We start from the raw sequence: 19,008 nt of genomic DNA, 5'->3' as shown, positions 1-19,008 counted from the left end.
AGGCGATGCGCTGAACGTACTGCGTGCCAGAATCCGACGTCAAGCCCTACACTTCGGTGACCGGCCGAGCGAAAAGGAGAACGATGAACGACGGGCAGGCCAAGCGGAAGCGAACGGCCAGTGGACGGCGGCGCCCCACGCAGGCCGACGTCGCCGCGCGGGCGGAGGTGTCCGCGGCGATCGTGTCCGCCGTCGTCAACAGCCGGGAGCACGGCACCATTCGCATCAGCGACCGAACCCGGGAACGGGTGTGGGACGCGGTGCGCGAACTGGGCTACGTGCCCAACATCGCCGCGCGCAACCTGGCCAGTGGCCGCAACCGCCTGCTCGGCGTGTTCACCTTCCAGTCGGCGTTTCCCCTGGAGAGCCGGGACTTCTACTATGAGTTCCTCGTCGGCATCGAAGAGGCCGCCGAGGAGGCCGGGTACAACCTGCTGATGTTCACCGGCACCAAAACCCCGTCCGGCGCGCGATCGATCTACCCGGACGGAATCAACTGCCTGCAGCTGGCCGACGGTGCCGTGCTCGTCGGCGTGGACGAGTCCCGCGAGGAGATCACGCGCCTTGCCGACGAAGGCTATCCGTTCGTGTTCGTCGGCCAGCGTGACATCCCCGGCGTGGACCTGTCCTACACGGCCGCGGACTACGTCGGTGGCACCGCGAACATCGTGCGCGAGCTGGTCCGCCAGGGCCACCGGCGCATCGCGCTCATCCAGAACGCGCAGGCACACGAACCAATAGCCGGACGTCGTGCGGGATTCCGCCTGGCACGCGAAGAACTCGGACTCACCCCGGAGCAGGCCCCGATACTCACGATCGGCGAATCGGCCCGGCCCGGCAAAGACGAGCTCACCGACCTGACCACCCTCCTCGACATCATCCGGACCCGCCGACTCACAGCCCTCGTGATCGAACTCAGCACCGACGCGCCACGCATCCGCGCAGCGGCACGGCGAGCAGGCATCACAGTCCCAGACCGACTGTCCCTGGTCGCGCTCGGCGGAAGCCCCGAACAACCCGGCATGGCAACCATCGCCGAAATGCACATCCCACGGCGCGAAATGGGCCGAGAAGCAGTCCGACTGCTCCTGCAACTGCTCGACGACCCCACCGCCGCACCCGTGCACACCACGCTCGAATGCAACCTACGCGCAGGCCGCACCCTCACGGCGGCCCACTCCGACTGACCCGAAGACCTGGTCCAGGCCGCCGGTGAGGGTAGTCGCGGTGACGGTGGTGCCGGAGAGTTCGGCGGCGGTGTCGAGGCCGTCGTAGCGGTAGCTCTTGGTGGCGCCGCTGTTCCACTTTGTTGGTGACTTACCAAATTGGTCAAGCGGAGGCATCGCGTACGACAAATGGCTCACTGACACTCAGTTGGCAAGGTGATGGCGTTCCGCACTCCGCGGCGTGTCGGAGTGCGGGGCACCAAGGATCGGCCCCCGCTCCAAACAACGCAGGGGCACGGTTGCGAAATTGACTTCGTGGCCGAGTGATCTACACCCGCGCCCAGAGCTCGCACAGCACCGGGTGCCCTCACCGACGTCGACGCGGAACGCGCCATCCGCCACGAGGGCCGTGAGCGTGCCCGCGTCCCCCGTGCGCTCCCCTCGTCCCGTCCCTAAGACCCGAAACAGTCTCGAATCCGTCACCCGTCACGGACACGAGGGGTCGCCACCCGGCCGGGGAATCGCTCGGCGACTACTGCGGTTCAGGCACACCTGCCTCGAGCACCGCAAGGTCGCGCACCGCGTAACGATGGTGCTCGCCTTCTTCTTTCAGCACTACCTTGAGACAGCGGCGCACGACGTACTCCGTGTCGGGATACGGGTCCGCCGGCTTGCGACCGCACACCCGGTCGAGCTCGGCCGAAGTGAGCCCCTCGACGACACGCCGCATCACGGCCATGCGGGCCAGCCGCGGCGCGAGCACCTCGTCGAGCGACGGGGTGGCGTCAACGGCCAGGCCCAGCTTCGCCGCCGCGTCTGGCGGCATCCCCCCTGTGGGCAGGCCCCACGGGTGGTAGGGCGCTTCCTCCTCGAGCACGGCGTTGCCGAGCCAGGAATCGCACGCGAACAGCAGATGCCGTTGCGTCTCGACAAACGACCACTCGCCCGCGACCCGCTCGTGCAGTCTGGCCTCGGGCAACAACCTCGCCCGCTCAAGCGTCGCGCCCCACAGGACCGCGATCGCCTCCCACGCAGCCCCGTAGTCCTCGGGAGATGCCGCATCCCGCGCCAGCACCCGTACGGGGTGCCGACGGTCGAGCTCCGCCTCGACGTAGGCGGTCACGTCGACATCGTTGACGACAAGGCGCTCGAAGTCACCACCGAGGTAGACGTCCCTGCCGTAGCAGTCGACGATCTTCAGACCATTCACCTCACAATCGCGAATCTCGAGGCCGGCGAGATTGCACAGGCGGATACGAGCACCACGGAACTGGTCGCTCTGGGCGTACTCGGAAACCATCGAAGCAGTCTCGCCCACCCGCCCCGCCCCCGCCACACTCGGCACCGGCCTGGCCATCGGCTCGATGCGCGCGAAGCGGGCCACCGTGAGTCCGCGATAAGGCGCTATCGCGACGCAGGACCACCACCGAGACCACCGCTGACACATCACCCTTCCAGGGTGAGAAACGCCGCGCTACGCGCCCGGGCCCGGGGTCTTGGCGCGTGGCTGCGGAAACGGATTTCGCACAAGAGGATGGGGATGAACGGACACAGCTCGAGGTCTCCACCCTCCCGGACGAGGTCGCGCCGACGAAGCCGGCGCAGACTTGGCGAAAGGAGGTGCATGAGCACGTGACAAACCCGGCTCCGCTGGTTCGCGCGCTGCGCAGCCGAGTCGAGGCCGCACTGCGAGTCGTTGCCGAGGACCAGCTACCCGACCGAGCCGCAGCACTGACCTACTTCGGCCTGCTGGCGATCTTCCCGGCGCTCATCGTGCTGGTCGGAATTCTCGAGCTGATCCTGCGCTCCACTCCCGACACCGACGTCGTCGTTGATGGTTTTGTCGAGCTGCTGCCGGCCGGCGCCGCCGGGGTAGGCCCGGTTCTGCGCGACGCCCTGCGCGACCGCACCGCGGCCGGAACTGTCGTGGGGGTCGGACTGGTCGCGAGCGTGTGGGCGGTCTCGGGCTACGTCGCCGCCTGCCAACGCGCGATCGGCGGGATCCGCGGAGTGCCAGACACCCGCCTGCCCTGGGTCGCCAAGTTCTCGCGGCTTCCGCTGACTCTCCTGATGCTCGCCCTGCTGGCCGGGATCACTCTCGCGCTGCTGGCCAGCGGTCCGCTCGGCGCCGCCCTCGAACGGGCGGTCGGGCTGCCCGACCTGGTCGCGGGCCTTTGGCACGTACTGCGCTGGCCGCTGTTGTTCGCAGTGCTCCTGATCTTCTTCGGGCTGCTGCAGCGAGGGCTGCCGGCCACCCCGGGAGCCCCGCGCGGGCGAGCTAAATGGGTGAGCCGGGGCGGCGTTGTCGGCGTACTGCTCTGGCTCGCCGGCTCCGGCGCGTTCTCCTGGTACAACGCGAACTTCGCCGCTGGTGGCTACGGCGCGCTCGGCACTGTGGTGATCTTTCTCGCGTGGCTATGGGTGGGCCACTTCGCCCTGCTGATCGGTGTGGAGATCGACCTCCGATCAGTCAGGCGCACCGTCAAGAAGTGACCCTCAAGCTCGGCGCCATGAGCTGCTCCATCCCCCTCGACGGCCCCGTCGGCGCCCTGGTCGGCAAGACCGACATCAACCCGTTCCGCCCGGCCCACATCCACTTCCTCATCGAGGAACCCGGCTTCCGCAAGCTGATCACCCACCTCTTCCAGGAGGGCGCCGACTACCTCGACACCGACGTCGTTTTCGGCGTCAAGGAAGCGTTGATCGTCCGCTTCGACGAGCACCCGCCGGAGCTGGTCCGGACCGTCACGAAGGAGGGACAGCCGGACTGGGTTGCCCTGGGCCCGTTTGGCTCACTTGAGATGAGCGGCACGGGGCCGGGCGGGACCGCGGCAAGGCGACAGGTCCACAATCGCCCCGTGAGTTCGATCATCGAGTACTTCGTCACTCCGGACGACACCGGAGTACTTCGTCGCTCCGGACGACACCGCCGCGGCCGGAGTTGCGGAGCGCGGAGCTGGTGGCAGCTTCGAGTCGGCGACCTACGGCAACTTCGGCGTCTGGTCCACGCTCGTCGAGTGAGAAAGCATCTTCACGAGCTGCAGCATCGAGGAGCTCATGACCAGAGCGAAGCCAGTGAGCCGGACCTGGATGGTGGGGATCGCGAACATCATCGTCGCGCCGACGCCGAACAGACTCGACACTTGACGAACACTGAACGAATCCGACGGGCGGATTCCGTGACAACTCCGTCCTCGTCAAGTGCGGGAACCCAACCTGTGAGAATGAGATCGAGCAAAGTGAAAGCGCTCTGAAAGCCAGGCACCGAGCTGTGTCGTTCTTCCGCGAGTTCGTGCGCGATCCCTGGACGGTCGGCGCGGTCGCGCCGAGCGCCCCGGCTCTGGCCAGCGCGGCGGCGGTGGCGGTGGTCTACGCCTTCCTTCTCCCGCCAGTGAAGCGCCTGCGAGCGGGCTGAACCATACGGCAACCAATCCTCCCCTTCAGGCGTGTACGTCCCTGCATGCATGCAACAGGAGAGGGCCAGCATGACCTTACGAAGATCACTGACGTTGCTCGCCGTCGCGTTCACCATCGCGCTCACCGTCACCGATGGCGCGATGGCGGCAGCGGAAACCACTGGTCAACAGCGTTTCGAGGTGACGCTGTCCGCGACGTCCTGGGGTTACGTCGACTCAGCGACACCGACCACCGTCAATTTCGAGCCATCCGGCACCTTGCCGATCGGCACCTGGGACACCACACCGCACCTCCAACGCTCGTACCTCAATTTCGACCTGAGCTCGTTGCGAGGGGTGCCGTTCACGACGGTGCTGCTTTCGGCCGGCGAGACGCACTACGTCGACTGCGACAGCCGCGCCACCGAGGTGTGGCGGACCTCCGCCTACACCAAGCAGTCGACCTGGCAGAACCGCCCGGCGGAGCGGACACGGGTAGCCGCCAGGGGCGCCGACGGCACCTGCATCGACAACGACGCCACGTTCGACGTCACCACTGCGGTACGGGACGCGGTCGACCACAAGGACCGTCACCTCACGCTGGGCTTCCGCGTCGCCGAAGCCCACGAGGCGGACCCGGCGTTCTATCGGCTGATCGAGGCCCCGGCAACGCTGCGGGTGGTCAACAACGCGCCGCCCGCGCCGCCGACCGACCTCCGCACCAACGACGAACCCTGTGCCAAGGACGGCACCGGAGCACTGGTGAGCCGCGAGCTGGAGCTGAGCGCACAGATATCCGACCCGGACGGCGACTTCACGTCCGGCCAGTTCACGTGGTGGCCGGTAGCGGACCCGTCGCAACGGCACACGGGTGCCGGGTCGGGCAACCCCGCCGCGGCGTACCCGGACACCTCGGACCTCGCCGACGGCACCTACGCGTGGGAGGTGTACGCACAGGACAGCTGGGGGGCGAAGTCGTCCACGGTGGGCCCGTGCCGGTTCACCGTCGACCGCACGGATCCGAACGCGCCAGCCGTCGTCTCCGCGACGTACCCTGCGGACGCCGAGGGCGGCGGGGTCGGTGTGGCGGGCGAGTTCACCTTCTCCCCCAACGGTTCCCCCGACGTCGCGCGGTACGACTACAACTTCGGCGCGAACACGCGTGAGATCGCCGCTGGCCCCGACGGCACGGCCACCGTCAGCTTCACGCCAACGGCCAACGGCTGGCAGTCGGTGCTCGTGCGGGCGTGGGACCGGGCGGGCAACCTCTCGCTCAGCACCTACTACTCGTTCCTCGTCAAGGAGACGCGGCCGACGGTCACGTCCGACCGCTATCCGCCGCAGGGCGGCCCGGACGGCGGCATCGGCGTGCCGGGCGTGTTCCGGTTCGCGCCGGGGATGCCGAACGTCGTGGCGTACGACTACCGGCTGGACGACGGCGCGTCCGCCACGGTCACGGCCGGCCCGGACGGCGTCGCCGAGGTGACGATCACGCCGGCCACCGGTGGTGATCACGTGCTGTTCGTGCGCAGCACCGACACCTCGGGCGTGACGTCGCCGGATCGGGAGTACCGATTCCTCGTCGACGCGTCACCGGTGGTAAGCGGGCCCGAGAACGTCGGCCTGGGCAGCTCGGCCACGTACACGGCAACCCCGAGAATGCCGGACGTCGTCGCGTACGACTACTGGTTCGCGAGTGCCGAGAGTACGAAGTGGACGGTCGAGGCGAACGCCGACGGAACCGCCACGCTGCCCGTCGAGTTCACCTCAGCTGACCAGAGCCTGCTGCGGGTCCAGGCCCGCGACGCGTCCGGCGGACTGTCCCCGGTGACGGAGAAACGGTTGTCGCTCAACACCTGGCGACCGACGATCGGCCACGAGGGCGACATCGCGACGGAGGGCAGAGCCGCCACGTTCACGTTCACCACCCCGATGCCGAACGCCGTGGAGTTCGAGTACTGGCTGACGGCGGACCCGGCGACCAGGTGGACCGTGCCGGTCAGCGGGAACTCCGCGACGGTGAGCTACACCCCACCAAGGATCGGCGACTACGAGATGGTGGTGCGCGCGAGGAACACGGCGGGCGTGTGGTCGTCAACGGACAACATCACGTGGACCGTGACGAACGATCCAACGGTGACCTCGAAGGAGTTCCAGGCAAACGGGCGGGTGTTCCCCGGCACCTTCACGTTGGAAGCCCGCCAGCCGGGCGCGGTGGCGTTCGAGTACTCGTTCGACTGGGGTCCGTTCCAGCAGGTGGCCGCTCAGAACGGGCGCTCCGTGCTGGCATGGACTCCCCCGCTGCCACCGGAAGGCTGGGCCTCCCACAACCTGCGCGTGCGTACGGTGACGGCCGACGCGGTCGCCTCGCAGGAGTACACGTACGGGTTCAGCATCTCGAGCGCGCCGTACGTGTCGTCCGAGGAATACCCGGAAAGCGAGTGGTCGGGCGGTCCTGGTGTGCCGGGGACGTTCACCTTCACGCCGGGTATGCCGGGCATCGTCTCGTACACCTATTCCGTCCGGAACGACCGCGGTGCGGTGACAGAGGAGTTCACCGTGCCGGCGGACAGTTCGGGTGCGGGGACGATGACGTGGACCCCACCGGACCGAGGCATCTACTCGGTCACCGTGCGGGGCAACACGGCCGACGGCACCAAGTCGGGTGGCATCGGCTACTCGGTGTACGTCAACTGACCGCGTGACCGGCGGCCCCGCTCCCGCCAGGGAGCGGGGCCGCATGCTCAGTATCGGCAGCACGCTCTCCCGAACCAGTAGGCACATCGACGAGCTGAAGGCGCACAGGTGCAGCGAGTACGACGGCGCACTGTCCGGCCGGTGGAGCAGCAAAGCGATCGACTCGATCCAGAACCCGGCGGGTGGCCACGCCTTGAGGGAATTCAACAGCTACGTGGAAGTGGAACAGGTTATCGCGCTGACGACTGGCGAAAGCTGCGTTCTCGAACGGCCGGTATGCGGCCTTAGAGCGCGTTTTGTCCGGGAAGCAGGACGAGCTTGCCGCGGGGGTGGCCGGACATGCCGAGTTCGACAGCGGACCGCCACTCACCAAGTGGGTAGGTGCGTGCGATCGGGATAGTGAACGCGCCGTCGGCTGCGAGCGCGGCGTAGTCGGGCAGGAACGTGTCGGCTGGTACCGGATCGGTGGTGTGGTCGAGGTTGACCCGCGCGCCGAGTCGCCTCGCCTCGTCGTGGTTGCTGATCGTCATGACGCGGTGCGGGTTCCCGGTGATGGCGATGAGTTCGGGGATGGATCCCGCGTTCGGCGGCGGAGCGTCGAATACGAAGTCGACCGGGCCACCGGCGAGTTCGCGCACCCGATCGGCCATCCCCGCGCCGTACGACGTGACCTGAGCGCCCAGGGCGGTGAGCTTCGCCGCGTAGGTGGGGCCGGCGGTGGCGATGACCCGGACGCCCCGGCGAAGGGCGATCTGGGCGGCGGCGAACCCGACCGTCGCGCCGGCGCCGTTGACCAGCAGCGTGGCCCCGGGCGCGACGTCCATCGCATCGAGGGTCCAGGTGGCGGTTTGCACGGCCATCGGCAAGACGGCAGCCGCGACGGGTTCGAGGCCCTCGGGCACGCGATACCAGCTGTCGAGGATCGCGACGTCGGCGGCGCCCGCGCTGGGCTGCGTGAGGAAGTCCGCCGTCCCGAAGACGAGCTCCCCGATCGCGGTGTCGTCGACGTGCTCACCCACGGCGTCGACCACTCCGGCGACGTCGTAGCCGATGCCGCGCGGCAAGTTGCCCGGCATGAATCCGCGGCAGAGCTCCCAGTCGGCAGGGTTGAGCCCGGCCGCGGTCACCCGCACACGGACGCGGCCGGCGCCGGGGTCGGCGATCTCGACACGCTCCTCGCGCAGGACGTCGGCCGGTTCGCCGTATTCGTGGAAGCGGATTGCGGTAGCGGGAACGGGACTCATCGGTTCTCCTCCGAACGCCTGTAGTGACAGTCACTGACACTACCGGATAGCGGCAGTCACTGACACTACGTAGAATGGAGGGCATGCCGAGAGATGGATCGCAGGCACGCGCCCGGCTACGGGCGGCGGCTCTGGAGCTGTACCGCGAACGCGGCTACGACGAGACGACCACCGCGCAGATCGCCGCGCGGGCCGGGGTGACCGAGCGAACCTACTTCCGCCACTTCGCCGACAAGCGCGAGGTGCTCTTCGACGGTGAAGCGGAGTTGCGCGCGATCCTCGTCGACGCCGTCGCCGCGGCGCCGGACGACCTGGCGCCGCTGCCCGTCATGGTTCGCGCGTTCACCGCCGCGGTCCCGCTCGTCATCGCCAACCGCGCGGTGGCACAGCAGCGGGCGGAGGTGATCGCCGTGACCCCCGCCCTACGGGAACGCGCCTACGCCAAGACCGCCAGCCTCACCGACGCCCTCGCCGACGCCCTCACCGCGCGCGGGATCACACGACCGACAGCACGACTCGCAGCGCAGGTCGGGATGGCAGCCTTCGACCGCGCCAGCCGGTCCTGGGCCGACGACCCCGGCCTCGACCTGAACACCCTGATCGCCCAAGCCGCCGACGAGGTACTCGCACTCGGCAGCACCTGAACCTCCTTGGCCTGCAACGGCTGATGCTCGACCTGTTCGCCGCGATCAAGGCGATCCTGCAGCTGACGACCACCGATCAAGGAAGACCGGAACCTGTCCCCGATGAACGGCATCCCGGCAGACGATGGAACGCGCTCTCCCGATGAATCGCCTGCCGTTGGTGGTCCACCGGCCGGCGACGCGGTGATCCCGCGACAGTTGGCAACCGGGACTGGCTCCTTCGTGGCAGCCAAAGGCACCGCTCCAGCAGCGCAACGTTCGGGCAGTCGGGCACGTGCAAGATTTCCGGCAGCACGCGTTCCTCCGTGCATGTCCGGTACGACGACGCCTGATCCCGCGGTGAGCGGGGGGTGGGAGAGCGGATCGCGTCCGGCCGCGGCGCACCGCCGGTGCGCGGTGATGACGAGACCTCGCCGGCGTGGTCGCGCAATCGTGACAGGTATCCCACCCGCGCAACGTCGGGCAGCAAGTCGAGCAAGTGGCCCCAGCTGAATCGGGTAGAGCATCACGCCATCGCTGGACGCGCCGTCGGCGTAGATATCCACTTCGCGGCCGTCGGACACGGTCGCGGACTGGAAGCGGTGTCGCGCGCGTCGACGCTGCTCCGCCGCGCGGTGACCAGCTCAGCCGTGCACAGCTGCCACCGGCGGTAGGACACTAGTTTCTGCGGCCGGCCGATGGCGTCGACCAACTCCCGTACCCGGCGGTCGCTGTGCGCGAGTTTCGCGCATGCGCAGCCAGCGCCGCGGGTCGCCGGCCAACCGCACGACGGGCCGTGACTTGGACCTGTCGGTCGTCGATAGCTCTCAGGCGGTGTGGCGGGAACGCGCCGCCACCAATCCGCCGAGGACTATTGCGAGCAGCCCCAGCACCAGGGCTGCGGCGCCACCAATCACGCCGTTGCCAGTGCCGGGGCCGCCGTCGGCGACGGCCAGGTTCAGCGCGCCGACGACCACGGCGGTCAGTCCCGACGCCAGCGACACGATGGCTGCTCTCTTCCCGCCGCTGCCGATGCGACGGAGAGACCGAGCCAGTGCCCGCCCGCCGATGACCGCTCCGACCAGCCCGAGCAGCGCGGCCGCGGTGGCCCACAGACGCGCGGCGGTCAGGGTGTACGCGCCCACGTCGGCCGACTGGAGCGAGACCTGCGCGGCTGCCGGTGTGGCAGCGAAGACAATGCCGAGCAGAGCGGCTGCTGCGGCGGCTACGTAGCGGGCGGGCATGAGGTGCTCCTTCTCGGCCTGGGACTGGACGCCACCTGATCATGTCCGCCGGACCCACCGCCGGTCGTCGTGCGAACGCGGACAATTCACGCTGCCGCCGGTGCCGTAGCCGCCTGCTGCGGACGCCGTACAAGCCGGCGGCGGTACTGCGGACGCGGTAGGCCCTTGACCGTCTGTTTGTGGGAGTCGCACGCGCGAACATCCGGCTAGGGTTCACGCATGCGCAGGGGATGGATCGTCGACGGGGTGATCGCCGCCGGTGTGGCGGCGAGCCTGCTGGTCGCCGGGCTCTCCGAGCAGCCCACCGCGACAAGTCACGACCCGCTGGGCTATGTGCTGCTGGTGGCCGGCGGGCTGGCACTAGCCGCGCGACGCCAGGCCCCGGTCACCGTGCTGGCGGTGACCGCGGTGTGCGCGGTGGGATACCAGGCCGTCGGTTTCGCGGTGCCCGTTGTCGCCTACCTGTTCGCCGTGTACACCGCGGTGCGGGCGGGACATCGCGTCGCCGCGGTGGTGGCTTCGGTGCTCATGCTGGCCGCGGTTCCGCTCGCGATCCTGGCTTCTCCCCACGGCTGGCCGGTGGGCGAGGCGTTCACGCAGTCGCGCGACGTCCTGCAGCTGGCTTGGCTGATCGCCGTTGGGGCGGCGGGCGAGGCCCTGCGTCAGGCGGAGTGCCGGGCCAACGAGGCCGAGCGCACTCGGGAGGAGACCGCGCGGCGGCGCGCCGACGAGGAGCGGCTGCACATCGCGCGGGAGCTGCACGATTCGCTCACCCACCAGATCTCCGTCATCAAGATCCAGGCCGAAGTCGCCGTCCACCTGGCCCGCAAGCGCGGCGAAGAGGTGCCGGACGCGCTGCTGGCGATCCGGGAGGCCGGTCGTGACGCGGCCCGGGAGCTGCGCGCGACCCTGGAGGCGCTGCGCGACGATGCCACGAACCCACCTCACGGACTCGACGACGTCGCCGAACTGGTGCACCGGGCCCGCACCGCCGGCCTGGACGCGCAGCTGACGATCGAGGGCCACTGCGACGACGTGCCGGCCGCGGTGGGCCGGACCGCCTACCGGATCGTCCAGGAGTCGCTGACCAATGTCGCCCGGCACGCCGCCGCGGCCACCGCGTCGGTCCGGATCGACTACCGGCCCGGGACACTGGTCATCCGGGTTGACGACGACGGTCAGGCCACTGTGGACACCGCGCCGGTGCCGGGCGTCGGCCTGCTCGGGATGCGCGAACGCGTCACGGCCCTCGGCGGCCACCTCAGGGCGGAGCCCCGGATCGAAGGCGGCTTCAGCGTTCAGGCGGAACTCCCCGTGGACCACTCGGCATGATCCGCGTCCTGCTGGCCGACGACCAACCGCTCATCCGCAGCGGGTTCCGCGCGCTCCTCGAGGTCGAGGACGACATCGAGGTGGTCGCTGAGGCAGCTGACGGCCGCGAGGCCGTGGCACTCGCCAGGGAACACCTGCCTGATATCGCGCTGGTCGACGTCCAGATGCCGGACGTCGACGGCATCGAAGCGACCCGCCGCATCGCTGCGGACCCGGCGCTGGCCGCGGTGCACGTCGTCATCCTGACCAACTACGGCCTGGACGAATACGTCTTCGAAGCGCTGCGCGCCGGTGCGGCCGGGTTCCTGGTCAAGGACATCCGGCCGGAAGACTTCCTGCACGCCGTGCGCGTCGCCGCGCGCGGTGACGCGCTGCTTGCGCCGTCGATCACCCGCAAGCTGATCGATCGGTACGTCACCCAGCCGCCCACCACCGGAGCGGGGCTGGCAGACCTGACCAACCGCGAGCGCGAGGCAGTCGCCCTGGTCGCAGCGGGCCTGTCCAACGACGAGATCGCCGCGCGAATGGTGATCAGCCCGCTGACTGCGAAGACGCACGTCAACCGGGCCATGGTCAAGCTGCATGCCCGTGACCGCGCGCAGCTCGTGGTGCTCGCTTACGAGTCCGGTCTGGTCTCCCCGCACAGCCCCTGACCCCCCAAGCCCTGGCTCAGACCTGTGTCGCCCATTCCCTGCCTCTGCGTGCTCACGAGCCACCTGCGATCAGGCGATGGCCGGAGCATCCGCGGGCGGCCCACGCAGTCGGCTGGTGTGGTCGGCGAAGTCTTCGATCACGTAGGCGGCGGCGGGGTGGGTGTTTCCCAGCCTCGTGTGGACTGCTGCTGGGCAACAGCGGGAGAGGTCAGCCCTGCGGTCGACTTTGCGGTCGGTGACTGAACCGAGGCCGGCGACGCGACGCAGCCGGTCGTCAGCAGCAGCGCGGCCGGCATCGCGCCGCACGACACCTTGAACGCCTTCATTCCGGCCGGCATGGCCTGCTGTGGCGGCGGCAAGCCGAACACGTTGCAGGTGGTCAAGGAGGTCAGCTTCGCGATCACTGTCCGGCGGACCCGAAGCCACCGGCGACCGATCACCGGAAAAGCAAAGCGATGAGTTAAACAGGTAACCCAGAAGTTAAACAGGTAAGATATCGGCAAATTGTTGACTGGTCCAAAAAGTCGTAGACGGACGAGGTGCTCGATCGGTGGTCGAGTCCACGCGGGCAGGTTGTCGAACCACTCGTCTCGGCGCAACGATCCGGCGCGTTTAACGTAGCGGCCGCGGCGTTCCTGCCGCGTCGCTGATAACCGAATTATCCTACCATTTCGGACAACAGACTCGCCTACGAACCCCCGACTAATTATGATCACCTGATCAGGACTTTACACATTCTTTGTCAATCTCGATTGTTTTTCTTACCATTCGAGCCACGCGAGCGGCGTCGTGATCAGTATCTGCCAGCGGTCCGATGAACACGCGAAATTGGTTCATTCGATGTCATTCGTACGTTACCCAAGGTTCACCGGGTACGCCCTGCCCATTGCATGGAGTGTAGTTAGGTTTCTTCAAGCCGCTGATCACATTAGAGGGTCCAAATGCATAAATCCGCTCGTAATGCGCGGAGATCAACAATTGTTTCGACGAGGTCGTCGCCGGTGCCAGGCTGAACCTCGATGGCGCGGAATGCCGAGTACCTGACCTGGTCGTGCCGGACGAGACCGGTCAGCCGACGCCGGGACGGGTGCCGTTCGCGCTGCGTGGCCGATCGCGGCGACCTGGAGGCCCCCCGGTCGCGAAGTTCAGGTGATCTGCAGCTTCCGCGGTCTGTGTCACAACGGGTCGTACGCCCGACCCTCTGTGGGAGTGCGGAATGTGCCATTTCGGCGCTCCGGACGATCTGCCGGCCCCGGTAGAAAGGGACAAGTATGCAAGTTACGAGACAACGCAGGCAAGGCTCGGGAGTCCGGTTGGCGCTCTCGCGCCGGAACGGCCAACGGTTCCGCATCGTGGTGGCCGGTCTGGCCGGTGTACTCACGATCGGCACGGGAGTGGCCGCAGCCACCACAGCGCCACTGGGCGACAACCAGGTCGGTACGCAGTACCGCAACGGGCTGCAGGTCGCCGACGACCAGCTCATCAACCCGATCGGCGCCCGGTTGATGACGCAGTTCGGCAAGTTCATGGGCTCGACGGTCAGCCCCGACGGGCGGTTCCTCGCGGCGACCAGCACCGACAAGTCGGTGGCTCTGCAGGTCTTCGACCTGAAGAGCTACAAGCTGATCTGGACGGTGGGCACCGCGTCCGGGGTCAACCAGAAGCTGTCCGACGGCACCGTCGGGCAAGAGGGGCCGACCTACTCGCCGGATGGCAAGTTCCTCTGGGTGCCCGAGCAGGACGCCATCACCCGGTTCCCGGTGAACGCCGACGGCACCTTCGGCACGCCGACCCGCTTCCCGATCCCGACGTCGGGCACCCACCTTTCGGGTAACGACCGCAGTACGGTGGCCAACTCCGCACTCGTCGGCCAGCTCAAGTACTCGCCTGACGGCTCGACCCTGTACGCCGCGTTCAACGGGCAGAACACGGTCACGGCGCTCGACCCCGCCACCGGCGCGGTCGAGCGGACTTGGAACGTCGGCATCGCGCCCCGCGAGCTCGCCTTCGTCGGCAACACGCTCTACGTGAGCAACGAGGGTGGCCGCCAGGCCCAGGCCGGCGAGACGACGATGGACTCGTACGGCACCCAGGTGCCCGCCAACGGATCCACCGGCGCCTCGACGACCGGCACCATCAGCGTCATCAACACCGCGAACCCGGGAGCGGCGGTCGGATCGATCACGGTCGGGCTGCACCCCACCGCGATGTACGTCAAGAACAACGCGCTGTTCGTCGCCAACACCAGCAGCGACACCCTCTCGGTCGTCGACACCACCAAGAACCAGGTCGTGCAGACGATCGACACCAAGCCGTGGCCGTCGTCCGATGTCGGCTACGAGCCCACCGGCATGGCGCTGACCGCCGACGGGCACCTTCTGGTGACCCTCGGCCGGGCGAACGCCGTCGCGGTCTACCGCTATGACGGCGCACCGAAGCAGCCGGTGAGCTACATCGGCCTGCTGCCGACGGACTACTACCCGTCGGACGTGGCGACGGTCGGCGGCCAGGTCGTGGTCACCAACACTCGCGGTATCGACGCGCGGGGCCCGGGCATCACGACGTCCAAGGGACAGGGCACCGTCCCGGTGACCGGTCACGACACGCACAGCACCACCGCGTCGCTGACCCGTTTCACCCTGCCGAGCGACAAGGACATCGCCGGCAAGTACACCGACACGGTGTTCGCCCAGAACGGTTGGGGCAAGAACGACGTCCAGCAGTCCAACGGCGGCAAAGTGGCGGCCGTGCCGGTGCCGGCCCGGATCGGCGATCCCTCGACGATCAAGCACGTCTTCCTGATCATCAACGAGAACCGCACCTACGACCAGATCCTCGGCGACATGAAACAGGGCAACGGTGATCCGACCCTGACGCAGTTCGGCGCGCAGACCACGCCGAACCAGCACGCGCTGGCCACGCAGTTCGGCCTCTACGACAACACCTACGACCCCGCGACGAACTCCGCCGAGGGCCACAACTGGCTCATGGAGGGTGACAACCCCGAGTACACCGAATCCTCGGCCGGTGAATACCAGCGCAGCTACGACACCGAAGAGGACGTCCTCGGTCACCAGCGTGCCGGTTTCCTGTGGACCGGGGTCGAGGCCGCCGGCAAGACGGCCAGGAACTACGGCGAGTTCGAGTACATGGAGGGCAGGCCCTCCGGCAGCTGGCAGCAGTACTACTGCGCGGCCACGAGCGTCCAGAACGGCGGCGATGCCGGCCAGCTGACCGCGCCCGCGCTGAAGGGTACCTACGGCTCGGCGATCCCGTCGTTGAACGCGATCGCCGACCCGCAGTCCCCGCCGTTCGACCTGTCGATCCCGGACGTCTACCGCGCCCAGCTGTGGAAGCAGGACTTCGAGAAGAACGGTCCGGCCAACTTGAACATGGTGTGGCTGTCCAGCGACCACACCGGCGGACCGACCACTTCGGAGTCGGGCGTGGCCGACGGTGACCTCGCCATCGGCCAGATCGTCGACACGATCTCGCACAGCCAGTACTGGAAGGACTCGGCCATCTTCGTCGTCGACGACGACAGCCAGGACGGTGCCGACCACGTCGACGGACACCGCGCCCCGGTCCAGGTCATCAGCCCGTACGCGGTGCACGGCAAGACCGTGAGTACCTACTACTCGCAGATCAGCATGGTCCGCACCATCGAGCAGATGCTCGGAGCGCAGCCGCTCAACGAGAAGCTCGCGGCGGCCACACCGATGGTCGACGCGTTCACCAACAAACCCGACTACACGCCGTTCACCACGGTGCGGAACCAGGTTCCGCTCACCGAGGGCATCGCCACCGCGCCGTCGTGCGGTCTCGACACCCTGGGCCAGACGGGCGCTGCGGCGGCCGCGCTGAACAAGGCCGAGGCGCAGAAAGTCGCTGTACCGGCGGACATGCAGGCCACCGCCGCCGCGTGGCAAACCTGGCTCGCCGGCCAGCACACCACCGGCAACGGCGCGATCCCGGACTACTCGAACCCCGAGCAGATGAACCGCTACACCTGGTACCAGGCCCACCAATGGAAGACGCCCTACCCGGGCGACACGAAGATCTACCCACCCAACCAGGTGCCCGGCGCCTACCTCCCCGGCCCCGACACCAACTGACGAGTCAGCACCGAATCCTCGACAGCAGCACGACGCGACGGCCCGCCGGACATCCGGCGGGCCGTCCGCGTTTCCGCCTCGATCACCTTCACTCGAGTCATGGCGTCCTGGGCGGACCGGTGATGTGTCCGGCCGGGGTGCAGCAGTCGGCCGCGGCGCACCCGGACCGTCCTCGAGCCGCAGATCGTCGTCGATCAGCTGGCCCTCACCTGCCACTTCACCGCCACCGTGTTCGCGATCAATCCCGCCGGACCGATCGACTGGGGCTACCGCGCCGGTGGCGCAGGCTACTTCGACCGGGCCCACTTCGGCCACGAGTTCCGGGCGTTCACCGGGCTCACGCCGACCCGCTACGTCGAAGTCCGGCTGCGGTTCCTGCGCGAACATCCCGGCCACGCCATGGACGACTGGCCGCTGGCGGCCGATTGATTTCATACCGCAGCGACAGCTCACGACACGCTAGTTTGGGGGCACCCCAACGCAGAGGAGAGTCCCGTGGGCAAAGTCGTCATGTACAGCTCGGTGTCGGTGGACGGCTTCGTCGCGGACGAGAACGACCAGCCCGGGCCGCTGTTCGACTGGTTGTCCAGCGGTGACGTCCCGTTGGACGAGAGTGGAGAGCTCAAGGTGTCGCAGACGTCCTTCACCTGCGCTATCGGGTGCGCCGTTGACCACTCTGAGCGGGTAAACGAAGAAGTCCACTGCGGACGGTGACACAAGATCTGGCCTCCGGCCCCGTTTGCGCACTCCCGCAGCACGCGCAGCGCCAGCGCCGGCGCTCACCGCGACGGCGAAGCCACCGCCGAGGACGGCGGCCACCTCCACGTCGAGACCGCTATCTCGATACACGAACAGGAACATCGAGAGCCATGCGCAATTGCTCAATCTGAGCGTCAGTCCACACATCACGCGCAACAGCCGACACGCGATCGTCGCGGCCGACGAATACCATAAACCTCCTCATTCGCCGGGAACGACGAATGTACGCAATATCTTCTCGTCAAACCTTCCGCACACGAAGTCCCACATCGCCCGCCAGCACTAAATCCTGCATTACAACAATTTTAATACGTCGCAGGAAGAGCACAGGGATCAGCCCGAAGGCGATTACGCAAATCCCCCACCAGAAAACCTGTGAAGCGCGATCAAGAGAATCAGTAACCAGCGGAACAATCACAATGAACATCCACGCGAGAATCATTACGGATAGCGTGTAGATCGTCGCCGGCCGGCGTAAAGATGGACGCAAAACCACCGTGGACGTCATGATATACACCTATCTTCCCATACTGCTCAAAGACCGAAACCGGTTCGAAGCCACCGAGAGTTGCCCCGACCGCGCCACCGTATATCGTGAGCAGGTGTTACCGTACTCTTCGCCTGCACCAAAAGAATCTACATAGCCCGTCCATTGGCCCCTCCAGCCACACCAACTTGCGCACAGTCCGCATTCGGTGAAGGTGGCGCCGAACACTGCGCCCGCAGGCTGTCGAGTAACCGCGCTCGGTGCGCGTCGCGCCTGCTGTCCTTACTCCACGGCCGTCCGGTGATTGCGTTCGTGATTGATAGGGCCCCTGTCTCGAGGTTTTCATCGGTGGGAGGAATTTCGCGCTTTCCGTCCGTGCGCGCCTGGCCCCGGGCGAGGTCGTGGGGCCGCCGTTACGGACATTACAACGAGAGGCGGGTGTGTAGATGCGACCAGCGCGCCTCTTGCAGGGCATCCTCGGCGTCCTGATACGACCCCAACATCCGGTAGCAGTGCACGTGCAGCTCGCGCCGGTGCGGCTCGGTCAGCTCACGGAAAGCATCACCATCTCCAACACGAGCTCTGATCAGCAGATCGGCGGCAGTCATGCCCACCCTCCCCATCTCCTCTCCCCCGCGTCGTAACGGTCGGAGTATGGACGTCGGCGACTACCAAAACTGGGCGCTCGACGGCTGGCTTGTTTGGCATCGTCTTCACCGAGTCAGGTCGGCGTGACGTCTGAAGCACCGGGTGCGTTGCGATGATCGAGCTGAGAGACGCGTGCTGATCACGCCGTATACGCGTTCGCACCGCGTTTCGCGCAGTCGTGGTGCGATGTCGCGGTCGAGGTCACCACCGAAACCGCAGGATTACAACGTCGCGGGTGGGGCGCAGCGTCCTGCTGGCTGCCACTGGAGCGAGGTCAGCGCGGCGTGCCCCTACGGCTCACGTGGATGCTCGGAGTCCGAGGCGTGTAGACGCAGGCTGGGGATGAGATGTATCCCGGCTGAGTCGAGCGCGACCCAGCCCGAGCGGCGCCATGACCTTGAGCGGTGACGATGACGCCGGCGTCATCGTCCTGGATCGCGCTACTTCAGGACGTGCTCATCCGAGCTCTGACCAGCAAGGCGGCGTTCCGACGGCTGGTCACGCTCGTGGTGGTCACCACCACTGCGGTTGCTGTTCTGCTCGGTGTGGCGCTGCTCTGCGCGAGAAAGAACATCGGGTGATGGTCTGTCGTGGCCGCCAGCAGCGTCCCTGCTCTGCGTGCGGTCCGCCGAATGCCAAGCTGAC

Annotated in this window: 15 protein-coding genes and 3 pseudogenes; 12 read left to right on the top strand and 6 right to left on the bottom strand. The window is 67.5% G+C overall.

Annotated features, from left to right (window positions below):
* Positions 1 to 83 precede the first annotated feature (83 nt).
* Positions 84 to 1,187, top strand: a complete 1,104-nt coding sequence (locus AB0K15_RS43810) for a LacI family DNA-binding transcriptional regulator (RefSeq protein WP_364065841.1) — start codon at positions 84 to 86, stop codon at positions 1,185 to 1,187.
* A gap of 511 nt (positions 1,188 to 1,698) precedes the next feature.
* On the opposite strand, the gene AB0K15_RS43805 is transcribed toward AB0K15_RS43810, so the two are convergent.
* Positions 1,699 to 2,550: a DinB family protein gene (locus AB0K15_RS43805; RefSeq protein WP_364065838.1), complete on the bottom strand. Its 852-nt coding sequence runs from the start codon at positions 2,548 to 2,550 to the stop codon at positions 1,699 to 1,701.
* 119 nt (positions 2,551 to 2,669) lie between these two features.
* On the opposite strand from AB0K15_RS43805, the gene AB0K15_RS43800 reads away from it, so the two are divergent.
* Genes AB0K15_RS43800 through AB0K15_RS43785 form a run of 4 tightly spaced genes read left to right on the top strand, consistent with a single transcriptional unit; the run spans position 2,670 to position 7,258 of the window.
* The gene (locus AB0K15_RS43800; RefSeq protein ID WP_364065835.1) at positions 2,670 to 3,659 is read left to right on the top strand and encodes a YihY/virulence factor BrkB family protein; all 990 of its coding nucleotides are present in this window, start codon (positions 2,670 to 2,672) and stop codon (positions 3,657 to 3,659) included.
* A complete protein-coding gene (locus AB0K15_RS43795) occupies positions 3,656 to 4,420 on the top strand; it encodes a hypothetical protein (RefSeq protein WP_364065832.1) in 765 nt (254 codons plus the stop codon). Before AB0K15_RS43800 ends, AB0K15_RS43795 begins: the two co-directional genes overlap by 4 nt.
* Positions 4,421 to 4,437: 17 nt before the next feature.
* Complete coding sequence (locus tag AB0K15_RS43790) at positions 4,438 to 4,581, top strand: hypothetical protein (protein WP_364065829.1); 144 nt, start codon at positions 4,438 to 4,440, stop codon at positions 4,579 to 4,581.
* Positions 4,582 to 4,630: 49 nt separating this feature from the next.
* Positions 4,631 to 7,258, top strand: a complete 2,628-nt coding sequence (locus AB0K15_RS43785) for a hypothetical protein (protein WP_364065826.1) — start codon at positions 4,631 to 4,633, stop codon at positions 7,256 to 7,258.
* A 284-nt stretch (positions 7,259 to 7,542) separates the two neighbouring features.
* Here AB0K15_RS43785 and AB0K15_RS43780 read toward each other — a convergent pair whose 3' ends face one another.
* Positions 7,543 to 8,502, bottom strand: a complete 960-nt coding sequence (locus AB0K15_RS43780; protein ID WP_364065823.1) for an NADP-dependent oxidoreductase — start codon at positions 8,500 to 8,502, stop codon at positions 7,543 to 7,545.
* A gap of 83 nt (positions 8,503 to 8,585) precedes the next feature.
* Between AB0K15_RS43780 and AB0K15_RS43775 the strand changes: the two genes are divergently transcribed.
* A complete protein-coding gene (locus tag AB0K15_RS43775; protein WP_364065818.1) occupies positions 8,586 to 9,146 on the top strand; it encodes a TetR family transcriptional regulator in 561 nt (186 codons plus the stop codon).
* A gap of 806 nt (positions 9,147 to 9,952) precedes the next feature.
* Here the strand turns inward: AB0K15_RS43775 and AB0K15_RS43770 are convergent.
* Positions 9,953 to 10,369, bottom strand: coding sequence for a DUF6223 family protein (locus tag AB0K15_RS43770; protein ID WP_364065815.1), 417 nt, complete (start codon positions 10,367 to 10,369; stop codon positions 9,953 to 9,955).
* A gap of 219 nt (positions 10,370 to 10,588) precedes the next feature.
* On the opposite strand from AB0K15_RS43770, the gene AB0K15_RS43765 reads away from it, so the two are divergent.
* A complete protein-coding gene (locus AB0K15_RS43765; protein ID WP_364065812.1) occupies positions 10,589 to 11,701 on the top strand; it encodes a histidine kinase in 1,113 nt (370 codons plus the stop codon).
* Positions 11,698 to 12,354 carry a response regulator transcription factor gene (locus AB0K15_RS43760; RefSeq protein WP_364065809.1) on the top strand — a complete coding sequence of 219 codons (657 nt, stop codon included), beginning with the start codon at positions 11,698 to 11,700 and terminating at the stop codon, positions 12,352 to 12,354. The genes AB0K15_RS43765 and AB0K15_RS43760 overlap by 4 nt, the downstream gene beginning before the upstream one ends.
* A gap of 137 nt (positions 12,355 to 12,491) precedes the next feature.
* Here AB0K15_RS43760 and AB0K15_RS43755 read toward each other — a convergent pair whose 3' ends face one another.
* Complete coding sequence (locus AB0K15_RS43755; RefSeq protein WP_364065806.1) at positions 12,492 to 12,758, bottom strand: hypothetical protein; 267 nt, start codon at positions 12,756 to 12,758, stop codon at positions 12,492 to 12,494.
* A 909-nt stretch (positions 12,759 to 13,667) separates the two neighbouring features.
* Between AB0K15_RS43755 and AB0K15_RS43750 the strand changes: the two genes are divergently transcribed.
* From AB0K15_RS43750 to AB0K15_RS43740, 3 genes and pseudogenes are all read left to right on the top strand, one after another.
* The gene (locus AB0K15_RS43750; protein WP_364065803.1) at positions 13,668 to 16,469 is read left to right on the top strand and encodes an alkaline phosphatase family protein; all 2,802 of its coding nucleotides are present in this window, start codon (positions 13,668 to 13,670) and stop codon (positions 16,467 to 16,469) included.
* Between the two features lie 195 nt (positions 16,470 to 16,664).
* Positions 16,665 to 16,898: pseudogene (locus AB0K15_RS43745) on the top strand (AraC family transcriptional regulator); the annotation flags it as partial.
* Positions 16,899 to 16,964: 66 nt separating this feature from the next.
* A pseudogene (locus tag AB0K15_RS43740) lies at positions 16,965 to 17,114 on the top strand (dihydrofolate reductase); the annotation flags it as partial.
* 355 nt (positions 17,115 to 17,469) lie between these two features.
* Here the strand turns inward: AB0K15_RS43740 and AB0K15_RS43735 are convergent.
* Together AB0K15_RS43735 and AB0K15_RS43730 are read right to left on the bottom strand one after the other, a co-directional pair.
* The gene (locus AB0K15_RS43735) at positions 17,470 to 17,736 is read right to left on the bottom strand and encodes a hypothetical protein (RefSeq protein ID WP_364065799.1); all 267 of its coding nucleotides are present in this window, start codon (positions 17,734 to 17,736) and stop codon (positions 17,470 to 17,472) included.
* Positions 17,737 to 18,176: 440 nt separating this feature from the next.
* Positions 18,177 to 18,323: pseudogene (locus AB0K15_RS43730) on the bottom strand (RNA polymerase subunit sigma-70); the annotation flags it as partial.
* Positions 18,324 to 18,767: 444 nt separating this feature from the next.
* Between AB0K15_RS43730 and AB0K15_RS43725 the strand changes: the two are divergent.
* A complete protein-coding gene (locus tag AB0K15_RS43725) occupies positions 18,768 to 18,944 on the top strand; it encodes a hypothetical protein (protein ID WP_364065796.1) in 177 nt (58 codons plus the stop codon).
* The last annotated feature ends 64 nt before the right edge of the window (positions 18,945 to 19,008 follow it).

It is taken from the genome of Amycolatopsis sp. NPDC049253, from assembly GCF_040678995.1.
Classification (GTDB): Bacteria; Actinomycetota; Actinomycetes; order Mycobacteriales; family Pseudonocardiaceae; genus Amycolatopsis.
This window is presented reverse-complemented; position numbering and strand designations above follow the sequence as displayed.